This window comes from Paenibacillus sp. FSL R5-0527 (assembly GCF_038008055.1).
GTDB classification, from domain to species: Bacteria; Bacillota; Bacilli; order Paenibacillales; family Paenibacillaceae; genus Fontibacillus; species Fontibacillus macerans.
The window spans coordinates 3544340-3562511 of the sequence record NZ_JBBOYI010000001.1; the positions used below are offsets into that span (position 1 = coordinate 3544340).

Sequence of the window (18172 nt, forward strand, 5' to 3'; positions counted from 1 at the left end):
AGCGATTAAAAGTCTAGTTTAGGGGGAAAGCCGATGTCAAGTAAACGGAGTGATCTGGAAATCGTTCACGAGGATATGGAGGCCTTGCACCTGGGCAATTTGAAGACGGTGGAGTTCGATATTCATTTGCCGACCGAAGGGAAAAACGGCTCCCAAATTACTTGGGTGTCGAAAGACGACCGCTGGATTAACGGTTCCGGGAAAGTGCGCCAGCCCGAGTACGGGAAGGGGGATAGGGTCGTTCCGCTTACCGCCACCTTTAAGTTTGGAGAGGCGAGTCTGCAAAAAGTTTATGAAGTGACGATTTTGGAGGAGAAAAATAAAATCCAGGTCGATAAGATCTTTCCGATCGTGATCAAGCAGGAGGCGAACCAGGAATTTTACTTGCCTTCCGCCGTGTCTATTCAAACCGTAAGCGGGGATGTTCTTGCTCATTCCGTCACATGGCACGGGGGGGAACAGCGCGTGTTTTCGGAAAACGGGGAGTACAAAGCCGGCGGTCGCCTGACGGATACGATTTATGAGGTGGAAGCGGTTATTCTCATAGAGAGCAGCATTGCAAAATTGAGCCATAAAAAACCTCAACTGTACCCCATTCCAGTCAAGAAGGTGCGTCTTCAAGGCCCTTCCTTGCCCAAAACCGCGCAGGATCGGAGACTGCAATTTCTGCTCACGGTCAATGACGACCAGATGCTTTACAATTTCCGCAAAGCCGCCGGCCTGGATACGTTAAACGCTCCGCCCATGATCGGGTGGGACGCGGATGACAGCTTGCTGAAAGGGCACACCACCGGGCATTATCTTTCCGCCTTGGCGTTATGCTATGCGGCGACCGGCCATGAACGGATTCATCAAAAACTGGCTTACATGATCGAAGAGTTGAATAAAGTGCAGTTGGCCTTTGAGGCGGACGATCGCTACCATTACGGATTTCTCAGCGCTTATTCCGAGGAGCAGTTTGATTTGCTGGAAAAATATACGCGGTACCCGGAAATCTGGGCTCCTTATTATACCCTGCATAAAATTTTGGCCGGTTTGCTGGACAGTTATCATCTCGCAGGCATTGAACCGGCGCTAACCATGGCCGACAAAGTGGGAGACTGGATCTACAACCGGTTGAGCGTTCTGCCGCATGAACAATTGAAAAAAATGTGGGGCATGTATATCGCCGGCGAGTTTGGCGGCATCAACGAATCGCTGGCCGAATTGTTTACATACACCCATAAAGAGAAGCACATTGCCGCCGCCAAGCTGTTTGACAATGACCGCTTGTTTTTTCCGATGCAGCAACAGGTGGACGCTTTGGGCGCGCTGCATGCCAACCAGCATATCCCGCAAGTCGTTGGGGCTTTCAAAATTTTCGAAGCTACGGGAGAACAAAAATACTCTGATATCGCCAAGTTTTTCTGGGAATCGGTGGTGAATGCGCATATTTACTCCATCGGCGGAACCGGTGAAGGGGAAATGTTTAAGCAGCCGTACAAAATCGGCGCTCATCTGACCGAACATACGGCGGAAACCTGCGCTTCTTACAATATGCTGAAACTGACCAAGCAGCTATTCGGGGTTGAGAAGGATGCAAAGTACATGGATTATTACGAGCGAACGATGCTGAGCCATATCCTTGCTTCGACAGACCATGAGTGTCTGGGCGCCAGCACCTACTTTATGCCGACCAGCCCCGGCGGACAAAAAGGGTTTGACGAGGAGAACTCCTGCTGCCACGGGACGGGATTGGAAAACCACTTCAAATACGCCGAGGCGATTTATTTTGAGGATGCCGATTCCTTATACGTCAATCTGTTCGTGTCGTCAGCATTAAATGATGAGGAGAAGGGGTTGCAGGTCGTACAATCCGTGCCCGAGGTATTTGACGGTGAAATCAAACTTCACATTGAAGGTTTGGCGCGAGCGAATTTGAAAGTCCGCAAGCCTTACTGGCATGACGGAGAGGTTAGGGTCTTTGTGAACCGGGCGGAAGTGAAAGCGGCGGAAGAGGGCGGTTATCTGGTGCTCTCGCAAAAATGGAGTAAGGGGGATCAAGTAATCGTCAAGTTTGAACCGCGGCTGCGTTTGGAATATACCCCGGATCAAGCGGACATTGCCTCTTTGGCCTTTGGCCCCTATATTTTGGCCGCCGTCTCGGACCGGAAAGAATACTTTGAACTGCCGATAAGCGGGGAGAATCTTGCTGAAAAGTTTGAGCGGGTGGCCGGCTCCAATCGTTTTATCTACAAGGATCAGCAGCTTGAATTTGCACCGTTGGCCGAGTTGAACCATGAGCGTTTCCATTTATATATCAAGACTATCTAATATATCAAGACCATCTAATTGGAGGCGGGAGGACTCCTCGTTGCCCCTTACCGAAAAAGCCGACTTACGGAGAAGCAGGTGGCCACCGAAATGGAGTATTATATGACGCTAAACGGATCGGAGAAAGCCTCTTTTGAAACCATTGTTTCCTCGGGGATATGTAGATCAACACTTGCTGTCCGGAGACTTTGCACGATTATCCCGTTTAATCAGGTAGCAGTGAAACAAACAAGCACAGGAGGAGGAAAAATTTGGTGGAAAGCAGATAGGTTCGAGGTAATTTAGACGGGCTTAGGAGAAGGAATCAGGTTTAGGGGAGGTAAAACAGACCGACAAGAGATCAAGACAGAAAATCAAGACAGTAAATCAAGACAGGAGATCAAGGACTCATTAAGTTGATCTGCGTCAAACTCCCCCCACCACCGTTCCAGCGTCCCGATCAGGCCGCAGCCGCAAGGGGTTGGTTCGGTTGGCGCGCGATCAGCTTGCGGTAAGGGATCGCGGGAATCGCCACACACATCTGCAGCAGCTTCTGCCGCATCGTTTCTTCCGCTCCGGGCCGTCCTCCTTGCAGCCGCAGCCGGCGGCGTACGGTGTATTCGTTCAGGTACGCCTGCAGATGCTTCAGTCCCAAGGCTCCATACGTACTCTTCAGCGATTCCCACGCCTCTCTCACCACTTTCCGCAAGGGCGTATACAGCCGAAAGGCCTGAGGGAAGGACTGCACCGTCGATGTATGAACATCCACATGCCCGCCAATAAACTCGGCTAGATCTTGACGGTTTGCCCTTTTTTCGCCTCCCCGCTTATGCGGCACCAGGCGGATTTTGACGTGCTCCGGCTCGCCCGACGCCGTGACCGTGCAGCCCGCTACGACCGCCGAGGCATACGGATGCGAAACCTGACACCGGGACGGATTACGCCCATACTGATCGCTGTTCACCTTCACGTCTCCGGAGAGCAGCTCCCGGGCATCGAACTCCCCCACGGCATGACGTATTTTTTGCAGCATCGACCACGCGGTCTTGTAGGTGACCCGGATCACCTTGCTCAGCCGCAGCGCCGAGATGCCGCCCTCCAGCAGGAACAAATCCAGGGCCTCGAACCACTTGAGCAAGGGCAGATGCGTTCCTTCAAATATCGTGCCGACCAAAGGCGATGTTTGATGCTTGCACTTTCCGCACTCGAATAAGGGGATATGCCGGGAAGTCAGGCGGCTGCACCGGGTGTGAGCGCAGCGCGGGCAGACAAAGCCGCTTGGCCACTTCATCGCGATCAGCGCCTCCATGCAGTCCTGCTCGCTGTTAAAACGGCTGCTGAATGGTTGAAGTTCCGTTCCCGTATTGATTTCCATATCCGCTCGCCCCCGAATCAAGAATATACGAACATAGGTTCCATTTATTTCATTATACCAAACATACGTTCCTTTATCAAGCCGAAAATCTCACTTGAACCGCCTCATTTTTTCCTCATCATTTTTGTGTTTTACTTCTTTTTTGGAACCCTTGACTTGCTCTAGCCCCCCCTGCTCCCCGCTCCTGAACGATGGGGATAATCGTGCAAAGGCAGGCAGCAGGCAGGGACACCACGACACGAAGCCTTTAGACAGTCCCTTTAAGCAGCCCCTTTAAACAGCCCCTTTAAACAGCCCCTTTAAACAGCCCCTTTAAACAGCCCCTTTAAACAGCCCCCTCACTTGGCGTCGATTTGTGACACTGCTCGAAACGGCCACGGTGCAGAAGTTAGATGGACTGACCCCACCGGCACGTTTTACAAGGGATTTCTTATGCTCACGATGGGGCTGGTCGAAAGTTGAGTAAAAACATAAACCCCGGCCGAAACTCTAAGTCTTGCCATGCTTTCGACCAGGTTCTCTCGGGTCGGTCTCCGGGGATGCCTACGCGTGATGAATCCTCGGCATTGGCAGCGGCTCCTTGCCCAACTCGGCCCAAACGAATTTGAGCAGAAGCTCCGATTTCAGCTGTTCATAGCCCGGTTCGTCCCACAAATTGCGCAGTTCCCCGGGGTCCTTCTCCAGATCGAAAATCTCTCCGTAGGACTGATTGTAGTACACGGTGATTTTGTAACGGGCGTCGACATACGTTTTTTGATGAATCGTCGTCGGTTCGTGCCGGAATTCGCAGATCGCGTGATCCCGCGCCTGTTCACTTACGCCAAGCCATACGTTCTTTTGGTCGACGCCGGTCATGGTCGGCGGGATCGGCAGTCCGCAAAAGGACAGGAAGGTCGGCGCTAGGTCAACCAACGATTGAATCGCGTCCGAGCGCTTCCCGGCGGGAACGCGGCCCGGGTACCTGACGATAAATGGAAGTTTGATCAGATCCTCGTAATGAAATCCTCCCTTGGCCTGAAGGCCGTGCTGGCCGAAAAAGTGGCCGTGATCCGTCGTAAACACGACGAGGGTGTCGTCCGCCAGCCCCAGTTCATTCAGCTTATCGAGAATTTTTCCGATATATTTGTCCATCAAACTGATCATGCCGTAGTATACGGCGACCAGCTTCTTTTTGTCGTAGTCGGTCAGCCGTTTCTTGGCCCCGTATTCGTAATAATGATGGGACCGGTAGCCATGGATGCCGAAACCCGTCTCCATCAGATGGGAGAAGTCCGGTTCTTCCTCCTGCGTCAGGCGGAAATGCGGCGGATTCCGGTCATGTTCTCCCGGCGTAAGCGCCGGTATCGTTAACTGCTCCGAATCATACATCGTATCCCAGGGCTCCGGCGCCAAGTATTCGGGATGCGGGTCAAAAAAGCTGGCCCACAGGAAAAAAGGCTTTCCTGATGTTTTGTGCTCCTCCAGACGGGCATTCGTCCGCTCGGCAATCCACGTGTTGTAATGGTATTTTTCCGGAATCGGCCACTTATACGTCTGCGCGGGATCCATCGTCCCGGTCGGCGGCAGAAAATAATCCCGCCAATCGGCACAGCCCTGCTCTTCGAGCCAGATGGCGTAATGCTGCCCCACATGGGCTTCATTCGTATGGTTTCGCGCCAGCTCGACGTGATTGAAACCGTAAAACGGACCGTGGAAATTTCGCCAATAATCCAGGTCCTGCAAGATCGGATAAGCTTCCTGCGATTCATATTCCGGCGTCGATTTCAATGGCTGGAAATGCGCTTTGCCGATCAGCGAGGTTTTATAACCGGCCCGGCTGAAATCTTCCCCGACGGTATGGCGGTCTTCGAGCAGCTTTGTCCCTAAGGTCCAGGCGCCATGCTGGCTCGGATACATGCCGGTGATGATCGATGAGCGGCTTGGCGTACAGGTCGGATTCGGACAATAGGCCCGGCTGAACGTCGTGCCCTGCTGCGCCAGGCGATCCAAATTCGGCGTGGAGATTTCGGGCTGAAACGCGCCGATCGTGTTCCAATGCTGCTGATCGCTCGTAATTAGTAAAATGTTAGGTTTGCTGGACAAAATTGATCCCCTCCCTTTATGATATTATTGAAAATGAAGCGTTTTAGAAATAGCGTTCTGTTAGATTGAAGTTGTCATTTTGTTGTCTGCTTAAATTGGAAAGATGAATCGCCGACCTTTCAAAATAGCAGCATTTTAAGTACTTATTTTGCCTTTATTTTTTCGCTGGAGGGGAAATGCGAAAATGCGGGAATTCGACCACGAGTTTGCCGAGTTTATTTACTATACGCCGGGGTATCTGGATAAAGAAGCGCAGCTATGGCCGGTGCGGGCCGGCCGCAGCATTGCTAAGCCCCATTACCGTGTGGGGCCCAAGCGGATCGAATGCTACAGCCTGCATTTTGTGCTGGAGGGGAAGGTGTGCCTCGAATACGCCGACAAACGGGTGGAGCTGCAAAAGGATGATTTGTTTTGCCTGTTTCCCGGGCGGACTTACCATTATTACGCGCTGCCTGAGGAGCCGCCGCCGCAGATGAACTGGCTGGCGCTGGACGGCAGCAGGGTGGGGCCGCTGCTCGGGCTCGCCGGGATTACACCGGAAAGGCCGTTCGGCCGGCGGCTGATTTCTTCCCGCGCCCGCGAAACGCTGGACCGCACGATCGCGGCGCTGGCCGGGGTGGAACGGTGGAACCCGGCCGTATCGCTGCAACTGCAGGGACGGATTTGCCGGTTGCTCGCCGAGCTTATCCCGGACACCGCGCCCGCGAGTGCCGCCGAGCCTTCCGCCTGGATTCGCGAGTGCATGGAGTTTATGGATCTGCACGCCACGGAAGGGATTACCGTGCAGCAGGTGGCCGCGTTTGCGGGCGTGCACCGCTCCTATTTTTCCAATGTGTTTACGGCCCAGATCGGGCTGCCTCCGCAGAAATACCTGCAAAATATCCGCATGGAGAAGGCCAAGCGGCTGCTCGCGGAAACGAACGCAAGCGTAACGGAAATCGCTTTGTCGCTGGGGTACCCGAACCTGTACACCTTCACCAGAGCCTTCAAAGGCTATTACAAGATTCCCCCGCTCGCGATGCGTGCGGCAAAAAACGGGTAGCCGCGGGGGGGCATTTTGGCAAGCGCTTACACCCTTCATCTTCGCCCGAACGAAAAGGAGTGCCCGATATGACGCTGACAACGCTGCGCAAGTGGATATCCTCGCCGAAGTTAAGCATCCAGGCAAAAATATTTATCGCCTTCGGGTTGCTTTCGCTGTTTTCCATCGTCTCCGTAACCGGCATCGTGTACGTGAACATGCGCGAGACGATCAAGGCTAACGCCATCACCTCAGTGTCGGACAGCATCCGCCAGGCCGATGAATCCCTCAACGTGATGTTAAAGGAAATCGACCGTTTGAACACGGTGGCCGCGACCAACAAAAACACGGTCATCGACACGGTACTTAGCCCAAGCGAGGAAATCAGCTACGAATGGTTTCAGGAGCAGAAGCGGATCACCGAGTTTTTGTCGGGGCTGATCGACTATAAGCCGTATATCTCGCGGATCGCCGTGATCGGCCTGAACGGGAAGGTGTTCTTCGCGGGCGGTCCCTGGATCGACCGGACGTTCCTGGAAACGAAGACGATGGATTATATGCTGCAAAACGGGGAACGCCATGCCTATTTTAAGCAGGGCGGCCCAACGGACGCCATCTCCGTCGGCCGTGTCCTCCGTTATAACCGGGAAACGATCGGCGTGGTGATGGTCGATTTGAATTATGATTTTATCCGCAACACGTACGGCGTGAAACCGACCGCGGACAGCATCCTGTATGTGCTCGATGAGCAAAATGAGCTCGTCTACCGCTCGGACTCGGCGCCGTTATCCCTATCTCCGCAAATGGAAAAGACGATTTACGCCCGTCCGGCTTCGGCGGGCCCGTCCGAGCTGGCGGCGGAACAAATCATCGACGGCAAATCCTATATCGTCGTCACCCGCCGCTCCGACTTTACGGGCTGGACCACGCGGGCGCTGATCCCGCTCGATTCGCTGCTGAGCGAGTCCGTCCGGGTCCGCAATCTGATGGTCGAGGTGTCGGTCGTCGTGTTTATCGCCGTTCTGATCGGGACGCTGCAGATGTCCTCCCGGACCACCCTCCACCTTCGCCGCTTGAAAACGATGATGACGCGGGTCAAGGACGGAAATCTGGATTTTCCGAAAACGGAGATCGGCACGAAAGACGAAATCGGCGAATTGTACCGGGTTTTTATCAGCATGGTGGACGAGTTGAAACGGCTGATGGAAGGAATTCGCGTCAGCGAGCAGGCGAAGCGGGAGGCGGAGCTGACCGCGCTGCAGGCGCAGATCCGCCCGCATTTTCTGTACAATGCGCTGAACACGATCAAATATTTGGCCAAGCTGAACGGGGCGCCCAATATTGAGGAGGTGTCCGAAGCGTTGGTCGAGCTGATGCGGGGCGTGCTCGGCAACTCAAACGAATTTCTCACCGTACGGGAGGAGCTGGATTATGTTTCCTGCTACGTATCGATCGTGAAATACAGGTTTATGAACCCGATCCCGGTTCATATGCAGATCGAGGATGACGCTTTGCTGGAATGCCGGGTTCTTAAGCTGATGCTGCAGCCGATCGTGGAGAACGCGCTGATGCATGGCCTCGGCGCAGCGGCTTCCGGGGGCTTCGTGCTGATTCGCGTCTACGGGGAGGAAGGCGATCTGAAAATCGAAGTTATGGACAACGGTAGAGGCATGACCCGGGAACAAATCGCTGCTTTGCTCGGAAAAAAGGGGGGAAACCCGTCGCGATTTAGCGGCATGGGCGTTCGCAACGTGCATGAACGGATCGTAATGATGTACGGCGAGCCTTACGGCGTCAAACTGTACAGCGAAGAGGGGCTGTACACGAAGGTGGAGATCCGGTTTCCCCGGATATGGAGTTCGGAAACTAGAGCGGAAGAGGTGGGATGATCCATGTTCCAAGTGCTTTTAATCGATGACGAGCCATTGGTCCATCAACATGTAGGATCGCTGCCGGGTTGGATAGGTAACGGCTTCGAGCTGTGCGGAGAAGTTTACGACGCGGAAACGGCGCTGCGGCTGATCGAACGAACCCGGCCTCATGTCGCCATCATCGACGTGAACATGCCGGGCATGAACGGGGTGGAGCTCCAGCGCGCGATCGGAGAGCGGTTTCCTTCCGTCAAAACGATCATGCTCAGCAGCTACGACGATTACGATTATGTGCGCGAATGCCTGAAAAACGGAGCGGCCGATTATTTGCTCAAGCACCGGCTTGACGGCGGGACGCTGATGGCCGCGTTGCGCAAGGCGGTCGAGGATTTGGAGCTGCGGGAGCGGCCGGCCGAGAGCCGGGGCGGGGATCTGGAGATGGCGGCAAGCGCCGGTCCGCGGCTGATTCGCGAGCATATCGCTGGCTGCGTGCGGGGAAAACCGGGCGCAGCCCGGGAGCTGGAAGCCTATGCCCGGCAAAGCGGCCTGCTTGCGGGCGCGGTGTGCTATACGACGGCGGCGGTGCAAATCGTCTCCTTCCGGCTGCTGACGGAATCGCACAGCGACGTGGAGACGAACCGGCTGATGCAGCAGGCCGTTGACGTCATGCAGCAAAGTTTGGGCGATCTCCCGGGAGCCATGGCGGCTTATGTCGGGAACGGGCGCTTGGCTGTCGTTCTGGCGTTCCGGGAGCGCAGCGAACAAGCGGCCGCAAGCGAGGCCGCCAGGCTAATGAGCAAGCTGCGCCACTCGCTCGAGCTGTTCCTGAATCTGAAGTGCATCTATGCCGTCGGCCATTTCGGCGGCAGCTTGGCGCAGCTCGAAGCCAGCTACCGCTCGGCCGAACTGGCTCTCGACGCATCCCCGGCCGGAGCGAAAACGGGGACCGGCAGCGAACGCGTCGCCTTGACCATCGAGGAGCAGAAGCAGCTATTGCTTTCCATAGAAAATCTGGACAAGGAAGGCGCACTGCGGTTAATCGCGTCCGTGTTCGCCAGCGTGCGCCGGCAGCCGGTCCATGCCCAGCCGGTGCAAATGATCGTCAGCGAGCTGCTTTCGATCGGGAACAAGGCGCGGAAGAAATGGCTGCCGGCGGACGAAGCAGACGAAGCCGCCGCAGACGAAGCCGCCACGCACGAAGCTGCAGCGGGCGGGTGGCCTTCGCGCGCAGCTTTGGGGAAGATCGGCACCGTGGACGAGCTGGAGCAGTGGATCTCGTCTTATTACGAAGCCCTGCTGGAACGGCTGAAGCGTCAGCGTGCGGCCGGCCCGTATTCGCGGCATGTGTCGCAGGCGATCATGCTGATTCTGGAACGGTACCAGGGCTATGTTACCCTGGAGCTGGCGGCCGGGGCGATCGGGCTGAACCCTTCGTATTTGAGCCGGATCTTTAAAGAAGAAACGGGGGCGACGTTCTCCGAGTATGTCAACCGTGTGCGCATCGACGCAAGCCGCAAGCTGCTGGAAAGCGGCCGCTGTTCGGTCAAGCAAATCAGCAGCCAGGTGGGTTTTACGACGTACAATTATTTTTTCAAAGTATTTAAGGAACTGACCGGGATGACGCCGCAAGATTATATGAACCGGCCCGTAAAAATAGTGGAGTAAATAGTCATATTTTTATAATATGCGGTCTTCAAAGGCTGGACTATAATGAACGCACATCACAGGAAACGCTTACATCATGGGTTCGGCGATAAGAAAAGGAGGTCGTAAACAATGCGCAAACACTGGAAAAGATCGGCGTTAAGCATGATGATCATCGCCGGTTTGGTGCTGGGCGGGTGCAGCTCCGGCGCCGGCAAAAGCAACGAGCCCGCCCCGCAGGCGGCGGCGTCAAATGAGGTGAGCAAGGACGGTTTTCCGATCGTGCAGGAACCGATTCAGTTGACGATGTTCACCCGGATTGCCCCGGTTAACGGGCCGTTTAAAGATATGCCGGTGTTTCAGGACTACGAGAAAATGAGCCATGTGCAGGTAAAATTCATCGAAGCGCCGACGGACGGTTTTCAGGAGAAGAAAAACCTGCTGTTCGCGTCCAACGAGCTTCCCGACGCTTTGTACCGGTCCGGGCTGACGCCGCTCGAAGCGGTCCGCTACGGAGCGGGCGGCCAGTTGATCCCGCTGGAAGATTTGCTTGCCGAATACGCCCCCAATTTAACGAAGCTGATGGAGCAGTACCCGGAAATCCGCGCCGCGATCACGACGCCGGAAGGGCATATTTACGCGGTACCGGGCATCGTGACGCTGGCCGCGGCGCGTACGGACAAGAAATGGATCAACAAAGCGTGGTTAGAGAAGCTGAACCTGAAGGTACCGGAGACGACGGACGAGCTGTACGACGTGCTGACGGCCTTCCGTGACCAGGATCCGAACGGCAACGGGCAAAAGGACGAAATTCCGCTGACCGCCCGCGTCGGCCTGCATATCGTCACGATGATGAGCGGGTCGTTTGGCCTGGACCAGCAGCTTGGCTACAACATTAACATCGTCGACGGCAAGGTGAAAATTTGGATGGGCAGCGACCGCAACAAAGAGATGCTGATGTACCTGAACAAGCTTTATCAAGAGAAGCTGCTCGACCCGGAAGTGTTCTCGCATACGGAAGCGCAGTATTTGGCCAAACAGGGCTCGGGCAAAACGGGGGTCTTCTTCGATCAAACGAACAACAACTTCCTGCCGATTGCCGATCAATATGTAGGGATGGCGCCTCCCGCGGGGCCGCACGGGGACCGGCTGCAGGCCCAGGCATTACCGGTGCCGCGGGATTTCGGGGCTTTCGCGATCACCTCGGTCAATAAATATCCGGAAGCGACGATGCGCTGGATCGATTATTTTTACGGCGACGAAGGGGCCACGCTGCTGCGGTTCGGCCGGGAAGGCGAGCATTATGAATTGAAGGACGGCATTCCCTACTATAAGCCGGAATACTCGACTTCGGAGACCCAGCCGAAAATCACCCCCTACGCCGGAGGCGGAGCACCGCACCTGATCAGCGAAAAGGTCGCTTCCTACATCAATCCTCCGCAGGTGCAGGAGGCGCAGCAGCAGCTTGATCCTTATATGCCGCAGGTTCGTTACGCGGCTCCGATGTTTGACGAGCAGACGGCGCAGGAGGTCAATATCCTGCGGACCGACATCGACAAATATTACGAAGAGCAAAGCACCAAGTTTATCGCCGGGGCGCTGAGCTTCGACAAATGGGATGAATTCCAGTCCACGCTGAAGAAGATGAAGCTGGACGAGCTGGAGAAGCTGTATCAGGAAGCTTACGACAAGATGCAGCATTGATGAGGAACTTGTGCGGATAAGGAGTGGATTCCCATGAAAAACACGGAGGCCCCAACAGCCGCCGCGGTGCCCCGGAACCATTCGAAACGGGGCCCCCGGCTGGCCCGGGAGATCGCCAAAAGGTACGACCTGTACCTCATGCTGCTTTTGCCGCTAGCCTGGTATTTGCTGTTCCACTATGGGCCGCTCTACGGGCTGCAGATCGCCTTCAAAAATTTCAATCCGGCGAAAGGAATCGCCGGCAGCGAATGGGTTGGCTTCGATCACTTTACGCGCTTTTTCGATTCGTATTATTTCGGGCGGCTGCTGTGGAATACGCTGTCGATCAATCTGTTTTCCTTGGTTGTCGCCTTTCCGATTCCGATTCTGCTGGCCTTGCTGATCGGCGAGATCCGCAGCAAAACGTACAGCAAACTGCTGCAAAACATCACCTATATTCCGCACTTTATTTCGGTGGTCGTCATCGTGGGCATCCTGACGGTGCTGCTGTCGCCCGCCGGTCCGGTCAATCAGCTGATCCAGGCGTTCGGCGGCGAACCGGTCCGGTTTATGGAATCCGCCGGCTGGTTCAAGACCGTTTTTATCGGCTCAAACATCTGGCAGAACATGGGCTGGCAATCGATCATCTATATTGCGGCGCTCAGCGGGATCAATCCGCAGCTGTACGAAGCGGCCAAAATGGACGGGGCTTCCCGGCTGCGGCGCATCCGGCACGTTTCGTTGCCGGGGATTGTGCCGGTCATCGTCATTTTGCTGATTCTCGACGTAGGGCAGTTTATGAACATCGGGTTTGAGAAAATACTGCTGATGCAAAACAATCTGAATCTCGAAGCGAGCGACGTGATCTCCACGTTCGTGTACAAGACCGGGATTCTGCAAGGGGAATACAGCTACACGGCGGCGATCGGGCTGTTCAATTCGGTGATCAATCTGACGCTGCTGCTTCTGGTGAACCGTTTTGCGCGCAAAACGTCGGAGACGAGTTTATGGTAAAGGAGGCGGGGCAGATGTCAAAACGAGCCGCGGCGCCCAAGGCGCAGGCCGGCCCGGCCGACGAACGGTGGTTTGATTGGCTTGTGTATCTGATTGCGGCGGTCATTATCGTCATCGTGTTGTATCCGCTGCTGTTTGTGGTTAGCGCTTCGTTCAGCGATCCGGCCAAGGTGCTGGGCGGGGAAGTGTGGCTGCTGCCGAAGGGCGTTACGGTTGACGCTTACGCCAATATTTTGGATAACGACAAAATCTGGAGAGGTTATGCCAATTCGATTCTTTACACGGCGGTCGGCACGGCCGTCAATATCGTCATGACGCTGCTGGCGGCGTACCCGCTATCGCGGCCGGACCTGCCCTTGCGCAAAGGGCTGATGCTGATCGTGACGCTGACGATGTTTTTCAGCGGCGGGCTGATTCCGACTTACATGCTGGTCAAAGACCTGGGGATGGTCGATACGATGTGGGCCTTGATCGTGCCGGGGGCGGTTTCGACGTACAATCTGATCGTCATGCGGACGTATTTCCAGTCCAGCATTCCCTGGGAGCTCCAGGAGGCGGCCCATATGGACGGCTGCTCCAACTGGCGGCTGCTCGCCAGCATCATTTTGCCGTTGTCGAAGCCGATCCTGGCGGTCATGGTGCTGTTTTACGCGGTTGGCCACTGGAATTCGTTCTTTAACGCGCTCATATATATCCGCAGCGAAGAATTGTATCCGCTGCAGCTGGTGCTGCGCGAAATTTTGCTGATCAGCCAATCGGACGCGGTGGACGGACTCGTGGGGATGGAGGACAAGGTTTTGCTGGCGGAGAGCATCAAATACGCGGTCATTATCGTCTCCAGCTTGCCGGTGCTCATCATGTATCCGTTTGTGCAGCGGCATTTCGTCAAAGGCGTGATGATCGGCTCGATTAAAGGTTAAGCGGCTCCGAAGCTCATACTTTCTAATACTTAAAAAAGCTGGGAGGGATCAGGTTGAAGGCAAACGCGAAGATTACGATTGACGGCGGCCGGGCCAGCGGGCCTACGGTGAACCCGTACCTGTTCGGGCATTTTGTGGAGGATATCCGCGACCATATGGAGGCGATGCTGGCCTATCCGCTCAAAGACATGGATTTTGAAAGCGGCGCCGAGGGCAGAGGTGCGGTTTCCGGGGCTTGGAGCGCTTATACGAACGGGCGGAATACCCGGTACGCGCTGGAGGCGCCGGCGCCGAAGCACTCGGGCCGCGCCGTGCGCATTCGCGTCTTGAGCGACGACGAGGCGGATGCCGGGATCGCTCAGGCGGCCGCTTTGCACGGGCCGAGCGAATATACGGTGAGACTGGTGGCGCGGGCGTCGGTCGAGCTGAGTTACGTGATCGTCGAGGCGGCGGACCGGCGCACGGGAGAGCTGCTTGGGCATGTTAAGATCGATCTGGGCAGCCACAACTGGCGGGAGTACGAGGCGAAGCTGTCCGTTTCCCGCGCTTGCGCCAACGCCGAAATCCGGGTGTGCGTGCCGGCTGACCACCCGAGGTGGAACGATCATGTGTCCACCGGCATGCTGTGGCTCGATCACGTATCCCTGCTGCCGGCGGACCATATCGGCGGGGTGAAGCGCGAGGTGATGGAGATGACGCGGGCGCTGAATGCCGGCATGATGAGGCTGGCCGGCAATTACATCAGCGCTTATCATTTCGAGCATGGCATCGGCCCCGTATTGGAGCGGCCCGTAATGTACAACGAAGCATGGGGCGGGTGGACGTGCAAGTATTTCGGCACGGACGAATTTATCCGCTTTTGCCGGGAGCTTGGGGTGGAGCCGCTGATCTGCGTCAACGACGGGTCGGGGACGCCCGAGGAAGCCGCGCGGTGGGTGGAATACTGCAACGGCGGCACCGATACTCCGATGGGGGCGAAGCGGGCGGCGAACGGTCATCCCGAGCCGTACAACGTCCGGTATTGGGAGATCGGCAATGAAGTGTGGGGCGGGTGGCAGGTCGGCACCTGCTCCGCGGACCGCTTTGCGGAGCGCTGCGTAACGTTTGCCGAGGCGATGAAGGCGGCGGACCCGTCGCTTGTGATTTTGGCCTGCGGGCATACCGATCAGGAATGGAACCGGGCGGTGCTTGATATCGCGGGCGAACATATCGGTTATTTGACCTTGCATTTGTACCACGGATACGGTCGTTTCGGGATGGACCGGGATACGCCGGCCGAAGAGCGCTACAAAGCGATCGCTTCTTTTCCCGAGTGGACCCGGGAAGATCTCCGGCGAACGCTGGAGCAGATCAGCTTGAATGAGAAGCATCGCCATGTGAAGGTGGCGATCACCGAATACAACACGATGTATTATCCGAACACGGTGCGGAAAGGGCTGCCGGATGAGCATACGCTGGGAGCGGCGGTGGCGAACGCCGCGAATCTCAATGAAATGCTGCGCGCAAGCGATCTGGTGCACATCGGCAGCTTCTCCGATCTCGTAAACGGCTGGCTCGGCGGCTGCATCCGCGTGGGCGATTATTACGCCGACCAATATTGCGGCAAAACGCCGGGCTGGAGCGGCCAGCCGCTCACGGTGTACGGCACGCCGACCTACGAAGTGTTGAAGCTGTACGCGAACCGGGACATCCGGCGGCTGCTTCCCGCCGATGTGGCCTGCGGCACCTTCGCCGTGCGCGCGAACAAGCCGGCTCCGTTTGATCTCGGTACGCTGCCGGATCTGGACGTGGCGGCGTGCGTGAACGAAGATGGGAGCGTCGTCACCGTCTTTATCGTCAACCGCAGCCTCGAGGAAGTCCGCGCCGAGCTGAATCTGCTTGAGCTAGAGCCGTCCGGGGACACACTGCTGCTGCACGAAATTACGGGCGATTCCTTTGAAGCGATCAATTCCGTATTCGAGCCGGACCGCATCGCCTGCCAATCGCGAACGGTGCCGCTTGCTGCCTGGCGGCAAGGCTACCCGCTGCGCCCGGCGTCAGTGTACGCGCTGGAGATTAAAACCGAACGGGCCTAGTAGAATTCATTTCCATTCTAATGGATGCCACAGCCGCTATTTGCTCCAACAACGCCGTTTTCAAACTCTAACGGTTGCCGTGGCGCTTATTTAGCTAAAACGCGGCCGTTTTGGCTCAGATTAGAGCAGTTAGCAGCGCTCACAACCGTTAAAATTTAGAAAGGGTCATTTTTCGCTAAATAGCGACGGATACAACCGTTAGATTTCTGGCGTATCTTCATATGGAACAGGGCCGCATTATTCCGTGCAATTGAACAGGAGGAGAACAGTGACAACCAGAGCTTATGAGAAGGATTATCCCAGGCCGCAGTTCGTCCGGGAACATTGGCTCAGTTTGAACGGCGCATGGGACTTCCGTTTCGACGACGACAATGTCGGCGAGCAGGAGAACTGGCCGGAAAAGTTTGCGGGAACGCATACGATTACCGTTCCCTTTACGTACGAAACGCAGGCCAGCGGGATCGGCATCGAGGAATTCCACCCGCAGGTCTGGTACGGCAAATCGGTTCATATCCCGAAGGAGGCCGAAGGCAAGCGGGTGATCCTGCACTTTCAGGCGGTGGATTATATCGCCAAAGTATGGATCAACGGCAGGATGGCCGGCAGCCATCATGGCGGTTACGCGGCGTTTGGCTTCGATATCACCCCTGATCTGGTTTTCGGGGCAGACAATCAAATTACGGTAAAAGTAGAGGATAGCGACGATTGCACACAGCCGAGGGGGAAGCAGCGTTGGACCAAGGACAGCTTCGAGTGCTTTTATGTCCAGACAACGGGAATTTGGCAGACGGTTTGGCTGGAATTCGTGGAGGCGCAGCGGCTGGACGCGGTCAAAATTACACCGGACATCGACCGCTCCACGGTCCGTTTCGATTACCGGATACGCGGCGTGGAAAAAACCGGTGATTTGCGGCTGGAGGCGATCGTGACGCTGAAGGGCAAGCCAGTGAAGCGGGTCGCGCTGGCGGCGGATCGCCCGAACTTGTCGGTGGAAGTTGATTTGGTGCACGAGGCAAACGGGCTGTGGAAGAAATGCCTCTGGTCGCCGCAGCATCCGAATTTATATGACGTGGAATTTGTGCTGTATGCGGAAGATCAGGTGGTTGACCGGGTCTTTTCTTACTTTGGGATGAGAAAGATATCGATTGAGAACGGCCAGGTGCTGCTCAACAATGCGCCGATCTATCAAAGGTTGATTTTGGATCAGGGGTATTGGCCGGACAGCCATTTAACGCCGCCCAGCGAGGAAGCGATCATTGCCGATATCGACCGGATGTTGGAAATGGGCTACAACGGCGTACGCAAGCATATGAAAATCGAGGATGCCCGTTTTCTGTATTGGTGCGACGTCAAAGGGCTGCTGGTCTGGTCGGAAATGGCCGCGACCTTCGAATTTCACGACCGTGCGATTGAGGCGTTTACGAAGGAATGGCTGGAAATCGTCGACCAACAGTACAATCATCCCAGCATCATTACCTGGGTGCCGTTCAACGAATCGTGGGGCATTCCGTCCATCCTCCGTGACGTAAGGCAGCAGAAATTTACCGAGGGCATCTACCATCTCACCAAAGCGCTCGATCCCTACCGTCCGGTTATTACCAACGACGGCTGGGAGCATACCGTTTCCGATATTTTGACGCTGCATGATTACGTGGAAACGGGCGACGGGTTTTTGCGGCGGTATAAAGACAACAAAGATGCTATCGTCAACAGGGAAACAACCTGCAATCACTGGAAATACGCTTTGGCCGAAGGCTACAGGTACCGCGGGCAGCCGATCATCATCAGCGAATTTGGCGGGATCGCCTTTAGGTCGGACAAAGGCTGGGGGTATGGCCGCCAGGTATTAACGGAAGGGGAATTCCTCGAGCGGTTCGAAGGCCTGACCCGGGCGATCAAAAGCGTGGATTATATTTGCGGCTACTGTTACACCCAACTTGCCGATGTACAGCAGGAAATCAACGGACTGCTGACAGAGGACCGCAAGCCGAAAATTCCGCTTGCCCAAATTAAAGAGATCAATTTGGCCTGAAACAAGAATTTATAAAATTTCCGGCGGAGTAGAGGAGGATGCGCAGGTAGAGAGGGGGGGAGAAGAGAAATCCGGGGGCTAAGGGACACCAGAGCCGTTATTTGCGGAAAAACGGAGGTTTGCAAAATGTAACAGACACAGATGTCCTTATTTACCTCAAATC

General features: G+C 55.7%; 11 protein-coding genes. 9 read left to right on the top strand and 2 right to left on the bottom strand.

Translation table 11 applies throughout. The features are described from left to right. The first annotated feature begins 33 nt into the window (after window positions 1–33). The gene (locus NYE69_RS15600; RefSeq protein WP_340926924.1) at window positions 34–2313 is read left to right on the top strand and encodes a beta-L-arabinofuranosidase domain-containing protein; all 2280 of its coding nucleotides are present in this window, start codon (window positions 34–36) and stop codon (window positions 2311–2313) included. Between the two features lie 439 nt (window positions 2314–2752). Here NYE69_RS15600 and NYE69_RS15605 read toward each other — a convergent pair whose 3' ends face one another. Together NYE69_RS15605 and NYE69_RS15610 are read right to left on the bottom strand one after the other, a co-directional pair. After that, entirely contained in the window at window positions 2753–3667 is a 915-nt protein-coding gene (locus tag NYE69_RS15605) for an IS1595 family transposase (protein ID WP_340926926.1), read from the bottom strand. Window positions 3668–4210: 543 nt separating this feature from the next. Next, window positions 4211–5749: a sulfatase family protein gene (locus tag NYE69_RS15610; protein WP_340926928.1), complete on the bottom strand. Its 1539-nt coding sequence runs from the start codon at window positions 5747–5749 to the stop codon at window positions 4211–4213. Window positions 5750–5933: 184 nt separating this feature from the next. Between NYE69_RS15610 and NYE69_RS15615 the strand changes: the two genes are divergently transcribed. From NYE69_RS15615 to NYE69_RS15650, 8 genes are all read left to right on the top strand, one after another. Then, window positions 5934–6791, top strand: coding sequence for a helix-turn-helix domain-containing protein (locus NYE69_RS15615; RefSeq protein WP_340926930.1), 858 nt, complete (start codon window positions 5934–5936; stop codon window positions 6789–6791). A 68-nt stretch (window positions 6792–6859) separates the two neighbouring features. Continuing rightward, complete coding sequence (locus NYE69_RS15620; RefSeq protein WP_155619901.1) at window positions 6860–8659, top strand: cache domain-containing sensor histidine kinase; 1800 nt, start codon at window positions 6860–6862, stop codon at window positions 8657–8659. A gap of 3 nt (window positions 8660–8662) precedes the next feature. After that, window positions 8663–10306, top strand: a complete 1644-nt coding sequence (locus tag NYE69_RS15625) for a helix-turn-helix domain-containing protein (protein ID WP_340926934.1) — start codon at window positions 8663–8665, stop codon at window positions 10304–10306. Between the two features lie 111 nt (window positions 10307–10417). Continuing rightward, window positions 10418–11989, top strand: a complete 1572-nt coding sequence (locus tag NYE69_RS15630; protein WP_340926937.1) for an extracellular solute-binding protein — start codon at window positions 10418–10420, stop codon at window positions 11987–11989. Between the two features lie 33 nt (window positions 11990–12022). Beyond that, complete coding sequence (locus NYE69_RS15635) at window positions 12023–12982, top strand: ABC transporter permease (RefSeq protein WP_155619898.1); 960 nt, start codon at window positions 12023–12025, stop codon at window positions 12980–12982. Window positions 12983–12996: 14 nt separating this feature from the next. Further along, entirely contained in the window at window positions 12997–13902 is a 906-nt protein-coding gene (locus tag NYE69_RS15640) for a carbohydrate ABC transporter permease (protein WP_340926940.1), read from the top strand. Between the two features lie 53 nt (window positions 13903–13955). After that, window positions 13956–15977 carry an alpha-L-arabinofuranosidase C-terminal domain-containing protein gene (locus tag NYE69_RS15645; protein WP_340926942.1) on the top strand — a complete coding sequence of 674 codons (2022 nt, stop codon included), beginning with the start codon at window positions 13956–13958 and terminating at the stop codon, window positions 15975–15977. A gap of 268 nt (window positions 15978–16245) precedes the next feature. Further along, window positions 16246–18009 (top strand): glycoside hydrolase family 2 protein, encoded by a 1764-nt coding sequence (locus NYE69_RS15650; protein ID WP_340926945.1) that lies wholly within the window; start codon window positions 16246–16248, stop codon window positions 18007–18009. Window positions 18010–18172: the final 163 nt, after the last annotated feature.

Coding starts and splice junctions, on each gene's coding strand:
- NYE69_RS15630 (WP_340926937.1), top strand. CDS start 10,418: ATGCGCAAACACTGGAAAAGATCGGCGTTAAGCATGATGATCATCGCC.
- NYE69_RS15635 (WP_155619898.1), top strand. CDS start 12,023: ATGAAAAACACGGAGGCCCCAACAGCCGCCGCGGTGCCCCGGAACCAT.
- NYE69_RS15605 (WP_340926926.1), bottom strand. CDS start 3,667: ATGGAAATCAATACGGGAACGGAACTTCAACCATTCAGCAGCCGTTTT.
- NYE69_RS15640 (WP_340926940.1), top strand. CDS start 12,997: ATGTCAAAACGAGCCGCGGCGCCCAAGGCGCAGGCCGGCCCGGCCGAC.
- NYE69_RS15600 (WP_340926924.1), top strand. CDS start 34: ATGTCAAGTAAACGGAGTGATCTGGAAATCGTTCACGAGGATATGGAG.
- NYE69_RS15625 (WP_340926934.1), top strand. CDS start 8,663: ATGTTCCAAGTGCTTTTAATCGATGACGAGCCATTGGTCCATCAACAT.
- NYE69_RS15620 (WP_155619901.1), top strand. CDS start 6,860: ATGACGCTGACAACGCTGCGCAAGTGGATATCCTCGCCGAAGTTAAGC.
- NYE69_RS15615 (WP_340926930.1), top strand. CDS start 5,934: ATGCGGGAATTCGACCACGAGTTTGCCGAGTTTATTTACTATACGCCG.